The organism is Flavobacterium sp. GSB-24 (genome assembly GCF_027924665.1).
GTDB lineage: Bacteria > Bacteroidota > Bacteroidia > Flavobacteriales > Flavobacteriaceae > Flavobacterium.
Genome location: NZ_AP027043.1, coordinates 4652945 through 4668364, shown reverse-complemented (window position 1 = coordinate 4668364; position 15420 = coordinate 4652945). Strand labels below are relative to the sequence as shown.

The window sequence follows — 15420 nt, the reverse complement described above, 5'->3', positions numbered from 1 at the left end:
AATAGTAGTTTTTTAAATTATCCGCCTATAGAAATTTTATACAGAAGAACATATTTTGAAGTATCATTTTTTATCAAATTATTGATAACAGAAGGATTAGTCCCAATTCCTGAAATGATGAAAATGTATTTTAATTTTTCGAAAGCGGAGAAAGAATTCAGATCGATGGATTGGTTTAAATCTGTCGTTTTTTCAATTTTAATCGATACAATTTCGATGTCACTTTTTGTAGCAATAGAAGAATTAAGACTATTAACCGAACTAATATCTGTGAACAAAGCAGTAGGCTGGTCGCCGTAAACATTTATATCTCCAGAAGAAACATAAACAGCTGATTGTAAATCGTAAAGAAGATGTTTGAGATCACTAAGCTTAGAATCCTGTCCCGAATTTTCTAAGTTGGTTAAGTACGAATCCACATTTTCACTTTGAGCAAATGAAAAAGTTGTTGTTAAAAAAAACAGCACGAAAAAAATGTTTTTTTGAAAGATGTTCTTTTTGAACGAAAAAATAAACTTACAATTGTAAACAAATTTTACTGCTTTTTCAAGAGTAGATTTAGTTCTCATAACTTAAGACTTTGTTTTGAAGTATTTATAAAATTTTAACAGAATCAAAGTTATAGGGTCTATTTATTTTTGATTTTTTTTGTCTGTAACTAACCTAAAAACTCGTTGAAATGTATTTTTTGTATATAAAACAGCGTCAAAAAGCATTTTTTTTAACACAAAAAAGCCATTTTTTTAATACATTTTTTTTGCTTTTTTGTTGAAAACAGAGCGTTTTTAAATATTGTAAGTTGTTAAAAATCAAATATTTAGTTAAAATTTTGAAAATTTAAAGAATATCGACTAAATACTCATTTTATAGATGAAGTACATAAAAAAGAAAAATCTGCGTTTTATGTTATACTTAAAAGTTAACGATTAATAAACTATTCATTCTTGTTAAAATTTGGATATAATGTTAACACAAATAAAAAAAAGAAAAGGTTTAAAATATCTTTTGTAAATTAGAACTTAATTAAAAATATAAGTCTGCAAGTCAGGTTTTTAAATTTATTGTTTATGAAAAATCTTATTTTAATACGTCATGCTAAATCAAGTTGGGAAGCACCATTAAAAGATTTCGATCGTCCGTTAATGAAAAGAGGAATCTTAGACGCGCATGATGTGTCATTAAATATCTCAGATTACCTTCCTAAAACCTATATAATTTGGAGCAGTACTGCAGCAAGAGCTTCAGAAACAGCTTTAATCTTTGCACAAAACATTTCTTACCCTATAGAAAGCATCGTTTATAAGGATGACCTTTATACTTTTGATGACAAACAACTCGAAAAAGTTATCAAATCGTGTGATAATAGTTTTGAAAGCGTTATTCTTTTCGGACATAACGAGGCTATTACAAATTTTGTTAATAAATTTGGGGATGTTTTTATAGAAAATGTTCCAACATCTGGCTTTGTCTCATTGCAATTTGATGCCGACAGCTGGAACACAATCGATAAAGGCAAAACACATAAAACTATTTTCCCCAAAGATTTAAAATAATTACAGTGTACGAACAGAAATATATCGATAGAGAAAAAAGCTGGTTAGCGTTTAATGCAAGAGTGCTTCAAGAAGCAGCAGACAACACGGTTCCACTTTTAGACAGACTGCGTTTTGTTGGAATTTTTTCAAACAATTTAGATGAATTCTTTAGAGTTCGGTATGCAGCCATTCGTAGATTAAGTCTCTCTGGAATTTCTGGCGAAAAATATTTGGGAGGTATTTCTGCCCATCAATTAATTAAAGATATTACAGAAATCGTAATTCAGCAGCAGTCTGAAAGTTTACGTATTTTAGGAAATATCGAAGCAGAGCTTGAATCTGAAAACATTTTTATTATCAACGAAGATCAGATCACGCCAAAGCAGGAATGCTTTTTAAAAGATTTTTTCACCCAAAAATTAAGTCCAGAATTAGTAACAATTATTCTGAATGATTTGGCTGTTTTTCCAGTATTAAAAGATACTTTAGGCTATTTGGCAGTACGTTTGGAATTGAAAAATGATGAGGTTCGATATGCTTTAATCGAAATTCCGAAAAACATAAACAGATTTGTCGTTCTTCCTTCAGAAGATGAAAAACAATATGTAATTCTAATCGATGATGTTATTCGTTTTAAACTGAAAAACATCTTCAATATATTTGATTATAAGACTGTTTCGGCGCACATGATCAAAATTACTCGTGATGCGCAATTGGACATTGATAGTGATTTGAGTAAAAGTATGCTCGAAAAAATTGCTACATCTGTAAAAGACCGCCGAATAGGAGAACCAGTTCGTTTTATTTATGATAGTTTAATCGAAGAAGATACGCTGCGTTTCTTCCTAGATAAAATGAAAATCGTCGAAACAGATAGTATTATTCCAGGAGGAAGATATCACAACCGACGTGATTATATGAGCTTTCCAAATTTAGGACGTTACGATTTATTGTATAAGCCAAATGAGCCGCTTCCGGTTCCGGGTTTAAGTTTAGAAGGAAGTATTTTAGAAAAAATCAGTAAAAAAGATTATTTGGTACATGCACCATATCAGTCTTTTTCTTATTTGACAAAGTTTTTGCGCGAAGCAGCTTTAGATCCTAAAGTTACAAGTATTAAAATTACTTTATATCGTTTAGCAAAAAATTCACAGATTATCAGTTCGCTGATTAATGCTGCTAAGAATGGAAAAAGAGTAGTGGTTCAAATCGAGCTTCAGGCGCGTTTTGATGAAGCTTCGAATATTTCCTATGCAGAACAAATGCAGACAGAAGGTATCGAACTGATTTTTGGAATGAAAGGTCTTAAAGTACACAGTAAAATATGTGTTATTGAAAGGACAGAAGAAGATAAAAACCGACGTTACGGATTTATTTCAACTGGAAATTTCAACGAATCGACAGCAAAAATTTATACCGATGTTACGCTTCTTACCTGCCATCAGGGAATTTTAAAAGACACATCAAAAATATTTGAATTTTTTGACATCAATTATAGAGTTCATAGATACAAACATTTAATTGTATCGCCGCATTATACCAGAACAAAATTTATAAAACTAATTGATCGTGAAATTCTTCATGCCTTAGCGGGTAGAAAGACACATATTAAATTAAAAATGAATAGTTTATCTGATTTTAAAATGATCGATAAATTATACGAAGCCAGTAATGCCGGTGTGAAAATTCAGCTTCAAGTGAGAGGAATTTGTTCTTTAATTCCTGGAATTCCGGGAATGAGTGAAAACATAGAAGCCATAAGTATCGTTGATAATTATTTGGAACATTCAAGAGTTTATATTTTTGGAAATGCAGGTTTAACAGAAGTTTACATTTCATCTGCCGATTTCATGACCAGAAATCTTGACGGAAGAGTTGAAGTAACGTGTCCGATCTATGACCTTGAAATTAAAAAAGAACTGATAGATAATTTCAACATTGCCTGGAAAGGAAACGTAAAAGTAAGATATCATTCGTATAAATTAGATAATAAATATAAACCTAAAAATCATCATGCCCCATTTAGAGCACAATTTGAGACCTATAAGTATTATCAGAATAAAATAGCAATGCTGGATGAGGTTCCTCAAAAAGTAAATTAATAATAAAACAATTTCAAATCATATAGTGAGCATGATTAATATAAGGAAGTTTGCAGCGATAGATATCGGTTCAAATGCCATGAGGCTTCTGATATCCAACGTTGTGGAACAAGATGGGAAAGAACCACAGTTTAACAAAAGTTCCCTTGTTCGTGTACCAATTCGTTTAGGGCAAGATGCCTTTACAGTTGGAGAAATTTCACCAGAAAATATAGACCGAATGGTTGATGCTATGAAAGCATTTAACCTTTTGATGAAAGTACATAAAGTAGAGCGTTATATGGCATTTGCAACTTCTGCAATGCGTGAAGCCTATAATGCAAAAGAAGTGGTGGCTTTGATTAAGAAAAAAGCCGACATTAAAATTGAAATTATCGACGGTAAAAAAGAAGCTGCAATTATTGCTTCTACAGATTTACATCATTTATTAAAAACAGACGAAACCTATCTTTTTGTAGATGTGGGAGGTGGAAGTACTGAATTTACATTATTCTCTGATGGAAAAATGATAAATTCAAGATCTTTTAAAGCTGGAACCGTTCGTTTGCTGAACAATATGGTTCATGATGTGGTTTGGGACGAAATCGAAAAATGGATCAAAACGAATACAGCTGGATACGAGGAAGTTACCTTGATTGGTTCTGGGGGGAATATTAATAAATTATTTAAAATGTCTGGAAAGCAGCAAGAAAAACCGCTTTCATACATTTATATTAATTCACAATATGCGTTCTTAAATTCATTGTCTTACGAGCAAAGAATTGCCGAATTAGGTCTGAATTCTGACCGTGCCGACGTTATTATTCACGCTACCCGTATTTACCTAAATGCGATGAAGTGGAGCGGCGCACGCCAGATTTACGTTCCAAAAATTGGACTTTCTGACGGAATCGTAAAAGCGATGTATTACGGAAAAATTTAAAGTACAATAACTTTTTTTGCCACGAATTCCACAGATTTACACAAGTTATATTTTACAAAGCATAAAAAAACCGTGTAAATCTGTGGAATTCGTGACAGACTTTTTTAACCTATAAGTTGAAAACTTAAATCTTAGTAAATGAATAAAACTAGACTTGAAGCCTTTAGTGATGGTGTTTTGGCAATTATAATAACCATTATGATCTTAGAAATTAAAGTGCCGGAAGGAAACGAGTTTGCAGATCTAAAACCATTAATACCTAAGTTTTTAAGTTATATATTGAGTTTTATTTACGTTGGAATTTACTGGAACAATCACCATTATTTACTGCACGGTTTATCTAAAGTAAACGGAAAAATTTTGTGGAGCAATCTGCATTTATTGTTTTGGTTATCCCTAATTCCAGTTTCGACAGGATGGATGGGAGAACATAATTTCTCAAAAGCAGCAATGGCATTATACGGAGTCATTTTGTTGTTGTGCGCAATAGCTTTTGTAATTCTTCAAAAAATAATTGTTGATACAGAAGGAAAAGATTCGCTCTTGGCTAAAGCATTAGGAAAAGATTTAAAAGGAAAAGCTTCTGCAGTTTTGTATATAATAGGAATAATAGCTTCATTTTATAACGAATGGATCTCAGGAGCTGCTTATTTTATAGTAGCAATGCTATGGCTTATTCCTGATAAAAGAATTGAAAGAGTTTTTTCTTAAAGTTGATATTTAATAAATGAGGTCAATTTTCCAGTCCATTCAAGATTTTTCTCAGGAAGAATTAGATCTTTTAGATGATTTAATCACATTTCGAACACTGAAAAAAGGCGAACTTTTATTAACAGAGAATCAGGTTTGCAATGAAATTGTATTTATAAAGAAAGGAATTCTTCGTTCCTTTTTTATCAATCATAAAGGAGATGAAATCACCAATTGCTTTGCCTTTGAAAATGAATTTATGGCTTCGTTTGCCAGCTTTATAACAGAAGAAAAAGCAGAAGAAAGCATTCAGGCCTTAGCAGATACAGAATTACAGGTTTTAGATCGAAAAAGCCTGGAAGAATTATATAAATCAAGTTTCAACTGGCAGGAAACGGGCAGGAAATTAACAGAACTAGAATTTGTAAACCTTCAAAAGAGAATGATTTCTTTTCAGAAATTATCAGGCGCACAGCGTTATGAAGAACTTTACAAAAATCAGAAAAAATATTTGGAGTTAATTCCGTTGCAATATTTAGCTTCCTATTTAGGAATAACACCAAGACATCTAAGCCGAATCAGAAAAGCAGCGATATAGTATTTTTTGTTTTACACAGATTTTGCAGATTACGCAGATTTTTTCAATCGTTTCTTCAGATAAAAAATCTGCTAGAAAATTAAATCAAGCAATTTCAATATTCAGGACATTTGTCCAGTAAAAGAAATAAGTCGAATAGTATTTTTGAAAAAAGAACAATATGAAAAAAATACTGATTATAAACGGGCATCCAAATCCTGACAGCTTTAATTTTGGCATTGCAGAATCCTATAAAAATGGAGCCGAAGCTTCTGGCGCTGTAATAGAAACTATTACAATTGCATCTCTAGATTTTAATCCCAATTTAAAATTTGGTTACCAAAAACGAACCGAATTAGAACCCGATTTGTTGGAATCTTGGGATAAAATCAAAAGAGCAGATCATTTGGTATGGATACATCCCGTTTGGTGGGGAGGACTTCCAGCTATAACAAAAGGCTTTATCGATCGTTTATTTCTTCCAGGAATGGCTTTTCAGTACAGAGAAAATTCAGTTTGGTGGGATAAACTGCTAAAAGGAAAGACTGCACACATAATTACAACTTTAGATCAGCCGAGCTGGTATTATAGATTTGTTTACGGAAGACCAAGTGTTAATCAGTTAAAAAAATCTACTCTAGAATTTTGCGGTATAAAACCTGTAAGAGTCAGTTATATAGGAGTTATCAAAGGTTCTGAAGAAAAGCAGAGAAAAAAATGGCTTGATAAAGTTTATAATTTCGGAATTAGAAATCTGTAAGCAGAAACAAAAAAATTAATCTTTCAAATCTAATCCAAATGTTGAACGCAAAAGTTCGATGTTTGGATTGATCTCTAAGAAACGATTGTAACGGTCCTGATTGTTATAACTTCTTTTAGCTTCTACTTTTTCATTTACAATTACTTCAATAGTAATATCATGATTGTGTAAATGTCCTTTTAAATGCCCTAATAATCCATTAATCTGACTTTCAAACTCTAGTTTTGAACCTTCGTTTGGCAGTTCGTAAAGAATTCTTGTACCATCCAAAACAGGATCGTTGATCAATAGGATAGATTCCATAATTTTGAATCCTTTTTGACCTAAACGTTCTGCATATTTGTTCCAATGCAATAACATTTCAGTTTCTGTAAATTCTTCAGTAGGTAAAACAGATGAAGGTTTTACGTAAGATTTACTGCTTGCCTCAAGTTCTTTCTTTTTTCGGATACTTGCCAATGAAAATGCAGAAACCTTAGGCGTATTGCTTGTTTCTGTTTTCGGAGTTTCCGCAGTTTGAACTTTTGGAACTTCTACAGATGGAGTACTATTTCCAGTTTTTGGAACGTTAGAATTATCGTTTTCACTGCCATTTTGATTGACATCGATATTGATTTTTTCTTCCGTATTTGGATTTTGGGATTTTAAATCTGGGGTTTTAACTTCCGTTATAGAGAAGCTTCCATTTTTATAATAAGTAGGCGGAATTATGAATTGCTCAACTTTTTTTTTTCTCCATCAAAGTTGATAGAGGCCAATTGCATCAAACATAATTCTACTAAAAGTCGCTGATTCTGACTCAATTTGTATTTCAAATCGCAGTCGTTTGCAATATCAATTCCTTTCAATAAAAATTCCTGAGAACATTTTTGAGACTGAGCGCCATACATTTGCTGTGCTTGTTCTCCCACTTCTAATAAAGCAATGGTAGAAGGCGTTTTGCTGACTAGTAAATCTCTAAAATGAGAAGCCAATCCAGCAATAAAATGATGTCCGTCAAAACCTTTTGCAAGAATATCGTTGTATGCTAATAAAAGATCTGGAATTTTATTTTCCAAAATCAAATCGGTAATCGAAATGTAAGTTTCGTAATCTAAAACGTTTAGGTTTTCGGTTACGGCTTGACGTGTTAAATTAGTTCCGCAATACGAAACCACACGGTCAAAAATAGACAAAGCATCACGCATTGCACCATCTGCTTTTTGAGCAATAATGTGCAGTGCATCATCTTCAAAATTGATTCCTTGACTTTTTGCAACTTCAGCCAAATGTTCTTTAGCATCTTTTACTGTAATTCTTTTAAAATCAAATATCTGACAGCGAGATAAAATCGTCGGGATAATTTTGTGTTTTTCTGTTGTTGCTAAAATGAAAATAGCATGTTTTGGCGGTTCTTCTAAAGTTTTAAGAAAAGCATTAAAAGCAGCCGAAGACAACATATGAACCTCGTCAATGATATATACTTTGTATTGTCCAGTTTGCGGCGGGATTCGAACCTGATCAATCAAGCTTCGAATGTCATCAACTGAGTTGTTTGAAGCAGCATCTAACTCAAAAACGTTAAAAGCAAAATCTTCATTTGGATCGTCATATCCAGGCTGGTTTATTTTGCGGGCCAAGATACGCGCACAGGTAGTTTTTCCAACTCCACGTGGTCCCGTAAACAAAAGTGCAGAAGCAAGGTGATTGCTGTCAATAGCATTCAACAAAGTGTTGGTAATGGCTTTTTGCCCCACAACATCCTTAAAGGTCTGCGGGCGGTATTTACGAGCCGATACTACAAATTGTTCCATATTCTGTTTTTATTCGATAGCAAATATAGGCTGAAAATTACCAAATCACAAATCTGAAAATCATAAAACTTTTAAAGGTTTTTTGAGTGGATTGAGTTTGAGTTCCTAACGTTATTTTTTATTGGAAAAGTAATTTTTTGATTATTATATATAGTAAAACATTGTGGAGAAAAACCTTGTAAAATAATAAAGATTGTGTTTAATTAAAATTGAAAAATTCTTTTTACTGGAAAAGATATAAAACCCACGAGCATATCCTATAATGTTTTGATATTTAAACTGTTTAATTTTAGATAGTTAATTATTAAAACTTTATTATTATGAAAATCAAATCAATTTTATTGGGAATCGGTCTTTTTCTTTCACTTGCAGCATGCGCTCCTAAAGATGCAGATATAGAAAAAGCAATCAGCGAAAAATTAAGTGACACACCAAACATACAAGTTACTGTGCATGAAGGTGTCGCAACAATTACTGGAACTTGCGACGACGAAATTTTCAAAAAAAATATCGAAAAAAGTGTTAGAGCAACGAAAGGTGTAAAATCCGTAGTGAATACCTGCGAAATTGCAAGAGCTAATCAAGAACCTGCTGCAGCAACTGTGGTAATCAATTCAGATGCTGAATTAGATAAATCGATACATAAAGTAGTAGATGCTTACGATGGCGTAAGTGCAACTGTTGTAGGAGGTGTTGTAACACTTTCGGGAGAAATTAAAAGAGATAAATTACAGCCTCTATTACAAAGCATACAGGAATTGAAACCCAAAAAAGTTGATAACAAATTAACTATTAAATAAAGAATCATGAGTTTACTAGATAAATATAGAGAATTGACAAGTTTGGCAGCTGAATTAGGAATCGCCAATTTGCAGTTAAGAGAGCAGGATAACGTTTTATATATTGACGGAGAAGCAAAATCTGCTGAGGACAAAGAAAAACTTTGGAATTCTTATGCTAAAATTGATCCAGATTATAGATCTGGCGATGTGGTAATGAATATTCAAGTTGCCGCAAGACCTACAACAGATTATACTGTAAAAAGCGGTGATTCGCTTTCTAAAATTGGAAAAGAATTTGGAGTTTCCTGGCAGACAATCTTTGAAGCTAATAAAGATGTTATTTCAAACCCAGACTTAATTCAACCTGGTTGGAAATTGAAAATACCAACGGCGTAAATTAAATTACGCTTTTTGCATAAAAGTCCGTTTTATTGACGGGCTTTTTTTGTGGAGCATATTTAAAGTAAAAAGACGTTGTATTAAAAGAAAGTAGAAGGAATTACCAATTTTTAGTAACTTTATAATTCTAAAAATTAAGCATGGGAAGAAATACTTCTATATCATTAGGAAATCATTTTGAAAATTTTATTAAAAATAGACTTTCTGAAGGAAGATATAAAAATGCAAGTGAAGTTGTGAGAGCTGGATTGCGTCTTTTGGAAGAAGAAGAAAATAAATTATTAATATTGAAAATAGCTGTTGAAGAAGGACAATACAGTGGTCGTGCAGAAAACTTTGATCCAATAAAACATCTTAAAAGTTAAAGCAAAGAAAAAAATGGATTTAAAAAAGTAAGTTTTTAATGTTTTGAATCAGTTTTTAAGGTTAAAACTAACACATTTTTACAATAATTCTTTCCATTTATTTCATTTCGACGAAAGACAAATCGCATTTTACTTTACAGCATTTTAGTTGATTTGTTTTTCGTCGAAATGACAAAAGTTAATAAACTACCTTCCTCTAATACTTAAATCAAATAAAAATTTAGCTGTTTCCTGATCTGAATCGGCTGAAAAACCAGCTACATACACGCCCTTTTTGCCGTTAGTAGATTTAATTCCGTATACAACTGCCTCATCCGCTGGGTCTGATTCCCCTTCGTATCGATACACATGAACAATTTCAAATTTCTCAGGATTCTTTTTAATCATGTCTGCATTTCGATTAAAATCGCATGTAAATCCTTTTTCATTCAATTGATCTAAAGCCTTTGAGACAGTTGCGTAATGATACATTCTTTTCATGATAACTGAATTTAAATTAATAGATTTTTAAAGATAACTAATTTAAAATTAAAAAGTTATGATGAACTCATAAAATCGGAAATTTAAAACCAATATAGTTAAGTGATAAAATTGTACTTTTGCCGCGCAGACCGCCTTATCGTCGTTCCAATTTATTGGGAGGGAGGAAAGTCCGGACACCACAGAGAAGCATAGCGGGTAACACCCGTCGGTCTCGTCCCGAAGTCTCGGGATCGGGATTAGGACAAGTGCAGCAGAAAGTATGTACAGGTAATGCTGTAGTGAAAACAGGTAAACTCTATGCGGTGAAATACCAAGTATATCAGCATTTAAGGGCTTCTCGTCCGTTGCTGAAGGGTAGGTAGCTTGAGTCATGCAGTAATGCATGATCTAGATAAATGATAAGGTATTGTCTCGTTGTAAAATGAGACAAGAACAGAATCCGGCTTATAGGTCTGCATTTTTTATATATTTGTGAAACTATCTAAACCTGCTTCATGAATATTTCTACTCCAAATCCTTCTTCCAAAACTAAGAAAAGTCTTTTCCGCACTGTAATTACCAATTTGACTTTTTGGGTTTTAATTGCAATTATTGCCGGGATTCTGCTTGGACATTTTTCTCCTCAAAATGGAGTAAAAATGGAAATTTTGGGTAAAAGATTCGTTGATCTTATCAAGCTTTTTATTGGACCAATTATTTTCCTAACAATTGTTTTGGGAATTTCTGGAATGGGAAATCTAAAGAAAGTAGGACGCATTGGGATAAAAGCTCTTGCTTATTTTGAGGTAGTTTCTACAATAGCATTGGCAATTGGCGTTGCAGTTGCTTATTTATTTCAACCAGGAAAAATTGATAAATCGGGATTAACTCTCGGAGATGCAAGTCAATATACAAATTCGAGTGCAGAGAACTTTTCGTGGATTCAATTTTTCTTTTCCAATTTTACGCTGCAGGTTTTGCTGGCAGCAATTATTTGTGGAATTGCCCTGAACTTTTATAAAAAAAGAGAACAAACTATTTTTGTTCTGGAACGTTTTTCTAAAGTTGTTTTTACCTGTTTAAAATATGTAATGTATCTCGCACCTATTGGAGCTTTTGGCGGAATGGCTTACACAATTGGAAAGTTTGGATTAGCAACTTTAATTCCGCTTGGGAAATTAATGCTTTGTGTATATTTAACCATGGCACTTTTTGTGTTTGTAATTTTAGGAAGTATTCTGCGGTATTATAAAATCAGTATTCTTTCGATTTTAAAATATATCAAAGAAGAACTTTTATTGGTTTTAGGGACTTCCTCTTCAGAAGCTGCTTTGCCGAGTATTATGGTAAAACTAGAAAGAATGGGCTGCAGTAAATCGGTTGTAGGATTGGTAATTCCGACTGGATATTCTTTCAATCTCGATGGAACTTCGATTTATCTTTCGATGTCAGTAATTTTCTTAGCACAGCTATACGATGTACATTTGAGTTTCTTCGAAATCCTAACCGTTATCGGAATTTTAATGATTACTTCGAAAGGTGCGGCGGGAGTTACCGGAAGCGGTTTTATTGTTTTAGCATCTACATTAACGGCGCTTCATAAAATTCCCGTTGAAGGTTTGGCCTTTTTATTAGGAGTTGATAAATTTATGAGCGAAGCCAGAGCAATTACAAATTTGATAGGAAATACAGTAGCAACCATTATAATTTCTAAAACTGAAAGAGATTTTACAGAATTGAATCTTGATCCAGTTTTAGAAGAGTAGATTTTTTAAGGTTCAAAGGTTCAGAGTCACGAAGGGACAAAGTTTTTAAATCCTTTGAACCTCTGCACCTCTGAACCTTTGTTACTTTAAATGTTACTTTAAAAGAAACTAAGCCTCATCTTTTGTAGCACGAACCAAACTGATTCCTGACATAAAAAAAACGATTCCTAGTACACCGTAGATAATTAATGATTTGATATCTCTCGTTTCTCCAGATGTGCTGGCAAAAATTACAGCAGTATATATAAGTCCTACTATTCCTAGGATTGTCAATAATCCTCCGAAAAATCTTTTTAGGTTCATGATTGTTAGATTTAAAAGTTCTTATTCAAATGTATAATTGAAATAGACAAAAGTTGTTATACAATTGTTGGTGAAAGATTATATGATTACAAGCAAGAACTTGTGAGAAAATAAAATAAGGTTTTAAAGTTTTACATTGTTCAATTGCTATTTTTGTCTCAACTAACCAATTGATAAACAATGAAGAAAAATTACCTCTTAGCAATCTTATTTATTATTTCTATTACTACAATCCATGCGCAGGATGACGCTCCTGTAAGTGTTGAAAAAAATCAGTTTAAGGTTAATTTATTATTTCCAGGCTTTGTTTACGAACATGGTTTTTCAGCCAAAAACACTTTGTATTCTGAAGCTAGTTTGGGATTAGGTTATCGGTATAATAGTTATTATGATGAAGAAAATTTTTATTTTTTTCCTATGATTAATGAGCAGTTTCGTCACTATTACAATTTAGAAAAGAGGGCTTCGAAAGGAAAAAGAACAGCCCGTAATTCTGGTAATTTTATCGCGGCGTCTGCCTATTATAATTTTAAATCTTTTTCTACAAACGAAAAGTACGGAGAATACGTTCCTTCTTTTACGATAGCACCGCTTTGGGGATTTCAGCGTACATATAAGGGAAGATTCAATATAGAGGTACATTTAGGAGCAGGTGTAAATTTTGATAGATGTGACACTGAATTTGCTCCTATTGGAAACTTTACTTTAGGCTGGGTTATTGGAAAATAATTTTCAAATAAACAAAGAAAACCTTGATACGTCAAGGTTTTTCTATTTTAAATTCTAAGCCGATATTACGAACGCTTTCAATTTTGATTTTTGGATCTGAATTAAAATATTTTCGAAGCCTGCTGATAAAGACATCCATGCTTCGGCCTGAAAAATAATCATCTTTTTTCCAAACAGACATTAAAATTTGATCTCTCTTTAATAACTGGTTATGGTTTAGATATAAATATTCAATAAGAGAAGCTTCTTTCTCTGTAAGCTGTTGTACGTGATTTTTATTGTTGAGTGTTAATCTTTCATTATCAAAAATATAAGAACCAATTTCAATAATATTGTTTCCTTCCAGACTTCTTTTTTGTTCGATTCTTTTTAGAATATTCTGCAAACGGAGAACCAGCTCATCGACTTCAAAAGGTTTTACGATATAATCGTCCGCGCCTAATTTTAATCCAATGATTTTGTCTTCTTTTAACTTTCTTGCCGTCAGGAAAATAAATGGAATTTCAGGATTGATCGTAATTATTTTTTCAGCCAATGAAAATCCGTCCAATTTAGGCATCATGACATCAAAAACACAAATATCAAAAGTCTGGTTTTTGAAATACTCCAAAGCTATTTCGCCATTTTCTGCCCAGATTACTTCAAATTGATGCAGTTCTAAGTATTGTTTTAAAATTGCTGCAAAATCAAAATCGTCTTCAGCTAAAAGTAATTTTTTCAAAATAAGGGAATTAAACTTTTAATAAAATAGTAAACTGTGTTCCTTTTCCTAACTCACTCACAACGTTAACAGAGCCCTGATGTGCTTTTATAATTTGAGAAACATAATACAAACCTAAACCTAAACCTTTTGTATTATGAAGATTTCCTTGTTCTACGCGATAGAATTTGTCAAACAGAAACGATTGTTTGTTTTTAGCAATCCCAATTCCATCATCTTCAATGCTTATCGCAAACTGATTTTCAACTATTCTTGTTTTGATAGTAATCGTACTGGAACCATATTTTACGGCATTTTCCAACACATTCAAAAAAGCAGTTGTCAAGTGGAATTTATCTAAAACTAAAATCGTTTTCTGGGTTTGAAAATCGGTTTTTAAATTGATGTTTGGAAACGTAATTTTAAAATCATTTACAATAGAAAGCAGAAAATCTTCTGTTTCGATTTTTTCTTTTTGTAATTCCAATTCATTTTCAGCCAGAGAATTAGCCATAACCTGATCAATCAAACTTTGAAGGCGATTGTTCTGACGCGAAATTGTATTGACAATTGCATTGAAATTTTCATCGTTGTCACGAATGTTCTTCTGCTCCAAAATTTTTGTTGAAATTCCTAAAGTTGCCAAAGGCGTTTTGAGTTCGTGTGTGATATTATTGATGAAATCGGTTTTAACATCACTTACTTTTTTCTGTTTAATTAATGCTTTTAGCGCAATTACAAAAAGTGTGATCAGCGTGAGAATCGATAATAAGGACAAAACCAAAATAAATGTCATTCGTCTTAAAATAATCATTTCCCAATCGATAACCGAGACGTACATCGAATCTTCTGTCAGTAATTTATATTCTTGATTATCAAAGTTTCCGTTTGTGGTTCCAACATAACTTCTCACCAAAAAAGCATTGTTTAACGAAGTCAGATTACCGTATAATTTATTTTGGATAAAAGGTTTTTCAGAGAAAATGGTGTCAGCTTTTGCAGCGTTTTTGTAGAGTATAAATTTATTGAGAACAATCGCAAAATCAATTTCGAAATTAGGCAAATCCCTTTCAAATTTTCGTTTAATTTTCTGTGTTAATGCATTTTCGAATTCATTTTCTAGAATTCCATTTTTAATATCCAGTTTGGATTTTTTTCCTTTAAGATAATTCTCAGATAGACTTTTATAAAGTGCTTCTTTTCGAGCAACCAACGCCGAATCAATATCGCTGTAGTTATTACTAATCTGTGCAATTTCATTTTTAATCTGCGTATGAAACTGCGCCACTTTATATTCGTAAGCGGTTTTTACCAAATAGCATTGTACCGTCATTAAAACAATTAATGCAAGGACAGAAAATGCGATTAATAAATTGATTCTTTGCTTCATTTATAACACGACGATTAAGCTGCTTTTTTTGTGAAATTCGCACGCTGATCTATAAAAAATTGCGTTCGATTTTTCGATTCAAAAATAATGCTTTTAAAAGACAATCTGGAGATTAACCCCGCATTAACCTTCAATTAACTTTCGG

The 15420-nt window shown here is 32.4% G+C and carries 18 protein-coding genes and 1 other RNA gene; 12 read left to right on the top strand and 7 right to left on the bottom strand.

The window, feature by feature from the left end; translation table 11 throughout:
- Positions 1 to 17: 17 nt before the first annotated feature.
- Positions 18 to 569, bottom strand: a complete 552-nt coding sequence (locus QMG60_RS19640; protein WP_281866143.1) for a hypothetical protein — start codon at positions 567 to 569, stop codon at positions 18 to 20.
- A 498-nt stretch (positions 570 to 1067) separates the two neighbouring features.
- On the opposite strand from QMG60_RS19640, the gene QMG60_RS19635 reads away from it, so the two are divergent.
- The 6 genes from QMG60_RS19635 to QMG60_RS19610 all read left to right on the top strand — a co-directional run bounded on the left by QMG60_RS19635 (position 1068) and on the right by QMG60_RS19610 (position 6586).
- Complete coding sequence (locus tag QMG60_RS19635) at positions 1068 to 1553, top strand: histidine phosphatase family protein (protein WP_134140156.1); 486 nt, start codon at positions 1068 to 1070, stop codon at positions 1551 to 1553.
- Between the two features lie 5 nt (positions 1554 to 1558).
- On the top strand, positions 1559 to 3637 hold the full coding sequence (ppk1, locus tag QMG60_RS19630) for a polyphosphate kinase 1 (protein ID WP_057116450.1): 2079 nt from the start codon (positions 1559 to 1561) through the stop codon (positions 3635 to 3637).
- A gap of 31 nt (positions 3638 to 3668) precedes the next feature.
- Positions 3669 to 4559 (top strand): exopolyphosphatase, encoded by an 891-nt coding sequence (locus tag QMG60_RS19625; RefSeq protein ID WP_057116449.1) that lies wholly within the window; start codon positions 3669 to 3671, stop codon positions 4557 to 4559.
- A 138-nt stretch (positions 4560 to 4697) separates the two neighbouring features.
- Complete coding sequence (locus tag QMG60_RS19620; protein WP_057116448.1) at positions 4698 to 5270, top strand: TMEM175 family protein; 573 nt, start codon at positions 4698 to 4700, stop codon at positions 5268 to 5270.
- Positions 5271 to 5286: 16 nt separating this feature from the next.
- Positions 5287 to 5847 (top strand): Crp/Fnr family transcriptional regulator, encoded by a 561-nt coding sequence (locus QMG60_RS19615; protein WP_281866142.1) that lies wholly within the window; start codon positions 5287 to 5289, stop codon positions 5845 to 5847.
- A gap of 160 nt (positions 5848 to 6007) precedes the next feature.
- The gene (locus tag QMG60_RS19610) at positions 6008 to 6586 is read left to right on the top strand and encodes an NAD(P)H-dependent oxidoreductase (protein ID WP_281866141.1); all 579 of its coding nucleotides are present in this window, start codon (positions 6008 to 6010) and stop codon (positions 6584 to 6586) included.
- 15 nt (positions 6587 to 6601) lie between these two features.
- Here the strand turns inward: QMG60_RS19610 and QMG60_RS19605 are convergent, their stop codons facing one another.
- Both QMG60_RS19605 and dnaX read right to left on the bottom strand, forming a co-directional pair.
- Positions 6602 to 7045 (bottom strand): hypothetical protein, encoded by a 444-nt coding sequence (locus QMG60_RS19605; RefSeq protein ID WP_057116445.1) that lies wholly within the window; start codon positions 7043 to 7045, stop codon positions 6602 to 6604.
- A gap of 248 nt (positions 7046 to 7293) precedes the next feature.
- The gene (gene dnaX / locus QMG60_RS19600; RefSeq protein WP_134140160.1) at positions 7294 to 8379 is read right to left on the bottom strand and encodes a DNA polymerase III subunit gamma/tau; all 1086 of its coding nucleotides are present in this window, start codon (positions 8377 to 8379) and stop codon (positions 7294 to 7296) included.
- A 320-nt stretch (positions 8380 to 8699) separates the two neighbouring features.
- Here dnaX and QMG60_RS19595 point away from each other — a divergent pair, with 320 nt between their 5' ends.
- The 3 genes from QMG60_RS19595 (at position 8700) to QMG60_RS19585 (ending at position 9925) form a co-directional block, all read left to right on the top strand.
- A complete protein-coding gene (locus QMG60_RS19595) occupies positions 8700 to 9179 on the top strand; it encodes a BON domain-containing protein (protein ID WP_281866140.1) in 480 nt (159 codons plus the stop codon).
- A gap of 6 nt (positions 9180 to 9185) precedes the next feature.
- Positions 9186 to 9557 carry a LysM peptidoglycan-binding domain-containing protein gene (locus tag QMG60_RS19590; RefSeq protein ID WP_281866139.1) on the top strand — a complete coding sequence of 124 codons (372 nt, stop codon included), beginning with the start codon at positions 9186 to 9188 and terminating at the stop codon, positions 9555 to 9557.
- A gap of 143 nt (positions 9558 to 9700) precedes the next feature.
- Positions 9701 to 9925 (top strand): type II toxin-antitoxin system ParD family antitoxin, encoded by a 225-nt coding sequence (locus tag QMG60_RS19585; protein WP_281866138.1) that lies wholly within the window; start codon positions 9701 to 9703, stop codon positions 9923 to 9925.
- 186 nt (positions 9926 to 10111) lie between these two features.
- Here the strand turns inward: QMG60_RS19585 and QMG60_RS19580 are convergent, their stop codons facing one another.
- The gene (locus QMG60_RS19580) at positions 10112 to 10405 is read right to left on the bottom strand and encodes a hypothetical protein (protein ID WP_057116439.1); all 294 of its coding nucleotides are present in this window, start codon (positions 10403 to 10405) and stop codon (positions 10112 to 10114) included.
- 123 nt (positions 10406 to 10528) lie between these two features.
- Here QMG60_RS19580 and rnpB point away from each other — a divergent pair.
- Positions 10529 to 10871, top strand: an RNA gene (gene rnpB / locus QMG60_RS19575) — RNase P RNA component class A.
- Positions 10872 to 10902: 31 nt separating this feature from the next.
- Entirely contained in the window at positions 10903 to 12153 is a 1251-nt protein-coding gene (locus QMG60_RS19570; RefSeq protein WP_281866137.1) for a cation:dicarboxylase symporter family transporter, read from the top strand.
- Positions 12154 to 12261: 108 nt separating this feature from the next.
- On the opposite strand, the gene QMG60_RS19565 is transcribed toward QMG60_RS19570, so the two are convergent.
- Positions 12262 to 12456, bottom strand: coding sequence for a hypothetical protein (locus QMG60_RS19565; protein ID WP_057116436.1), 195 nt, complete (start codon positions 12454 to 12456; stop codon positions 12262 to 12264).
- Between the two features lie 180 nt (positions 12457 to 12636).
- Here QMG60_RS19565 and QMG60_RS19560 point away from each other — a divergent pair, with 180 nt between their 5' ends.
- Entirely contained in the window at positions 12637 to 13185 is a 549-nt protein-coding gene (locus QMG60_RS19560) for a hypothetical protein (RefSeq protein WP_281866136.1), read from the top strand.
- A gap of 31 nt (positions 13186 to 13216) precedes the next feature.
- Here QMG60_RS19560 and QMG60_RS19555 read toward each other — a convergent pair whose 3' ends face one another.
- On the bottom strand, positions 13217 to 13906 hold the full coding sequence (locus tag QMG60_RS19555) for a response regulator transcription factor (RefSeq protein WP_057116435.1): 690 nt from the start codon (positions 13904 to 13906) through the stop codon (positions 13217 to 13219).
- Positions 13907 to 13916: 10 nt separating this feature from the next.
- Positions 13917 to 15275, bottom strand: a complete 1359-nt coding sequence (locus tag QMG60_RS19550; RefSeq protein WP_281866135.1) for a HAMP domain-containing sensor histidine kinase — start codon at positions 15273 to 15275, stop codon at positions 13917 to 13919.
- Between the last annotated feature and the right edge of the window lie 145 nt (positions 15276 to 15420).

Excerpts from the sequence above, each read along its gene's own strand:
- QMG60_RS19640 (WP_281866143.1), bottom strand. The coding sequence starts at position 569 with ATGAGAACTAAATCTACTCTTGAAAAAGCAGTAAAATTTGTTTACAAT.
- QMG60_RS19635 (WP_134140156.1), top strand. The coding sequence starts at position 1,068 with ATGAAAAATCTTATTTTAATACGTCATGCTAAATCAAGTTGGGAAGCA.
- QMG60_RS19625 (WP_057116449.1), top strand. The coding sequence starts at position 3,669 with ATGATTAATATAAGGAAGTTTGCAGCGATAGATATCGGTTCAAATGCC.
- QMG60_RS19620 (WP_057116448.1), top strand. The coding sequence starts at position 4,698 with ATGAATAAAACTAGACTTGAAGCCTTTAGTGATGGTGTTTTGGCAATT.
- QMG60_RS19615 (WP_281866142.1), top strand. The coding sequence starts at position 5,287 with ATGAGGTCAATTTTCCAGTCCATTCAAGATTTTTCTCAGGAAGAATTA.
- QMG60_RS19610 (WP_281866141.1), top strand. The coding sequence starts at position 6,008 with ATGAAAAAAATACTGATTATAAACGGGCATCCAAATCCTGACAGCTTT.
- dnaX (WP_134140160.1), bottom strand. The coding sequence starts at position 8,379 with ATGGAACAATTTGTAGTATCGGCTCGTAAATACCGCCCGCAGACCTTT.
- QMG60_RS19595 (WP_281866140.1), top strand. The coding sequence starts at position 8,700 with ATGAAAATCAAATCAATTTTATTGGGAATCGGTCTTTTTCTTTCACTT.
- QMG60_RS19590 (WP_281866139.1), top strand. The coding sequence starts at position 9,186 with ATGAGTTTACTAGATAAATATAGAGAATTGACAAGTTTGGCAGCTGAA.
- QMG60_RS19585 (WP_281866138.1), top strand. The coding sequence starts at position 9,701 with ATGGGAAGAAATACTTCTATATCATTAGGAAATCATTTTGAAAATTTT.
- QMG60_RS19580 (WP_057116439.1), bottom strand. The coding sequence starts at position 10,405 with ATGAAAAGAATGTATCATTACGCAACTGTCTCAAAGGCTTTAGATCAA.
- QMG60_RS19570 (WP_281866137.1), top strand. The coding sequence starts at position 10,903 with ATGAATATTTCTACTCCAAATCCTTCTTCCAAAACTAAGAAAAGTCTT.
- QMG60_RS19565 (WP_057116436.1), bottom strand. The coding sequence starts at position 12,456 with ATGAACCTAAAAAGATTTTTCGGAGGATTATTGACAATCCTAGGAATA.
- QMG60_RS19560 (WP_281866136.1), top strand. The coding sequence starts at position 12,637 with ATGAAGAAAAATTACCTCTTAGCAATCTTATTTATTATTTCTATTACT.
- QMG60_RS19550 (WP_281866135.1), bottom strand. The coding sequence starts at position 15,275 with ATGAAGCAAAGAATCAATTTATTAATCGCATTTTCTGTCCTTGCATTA.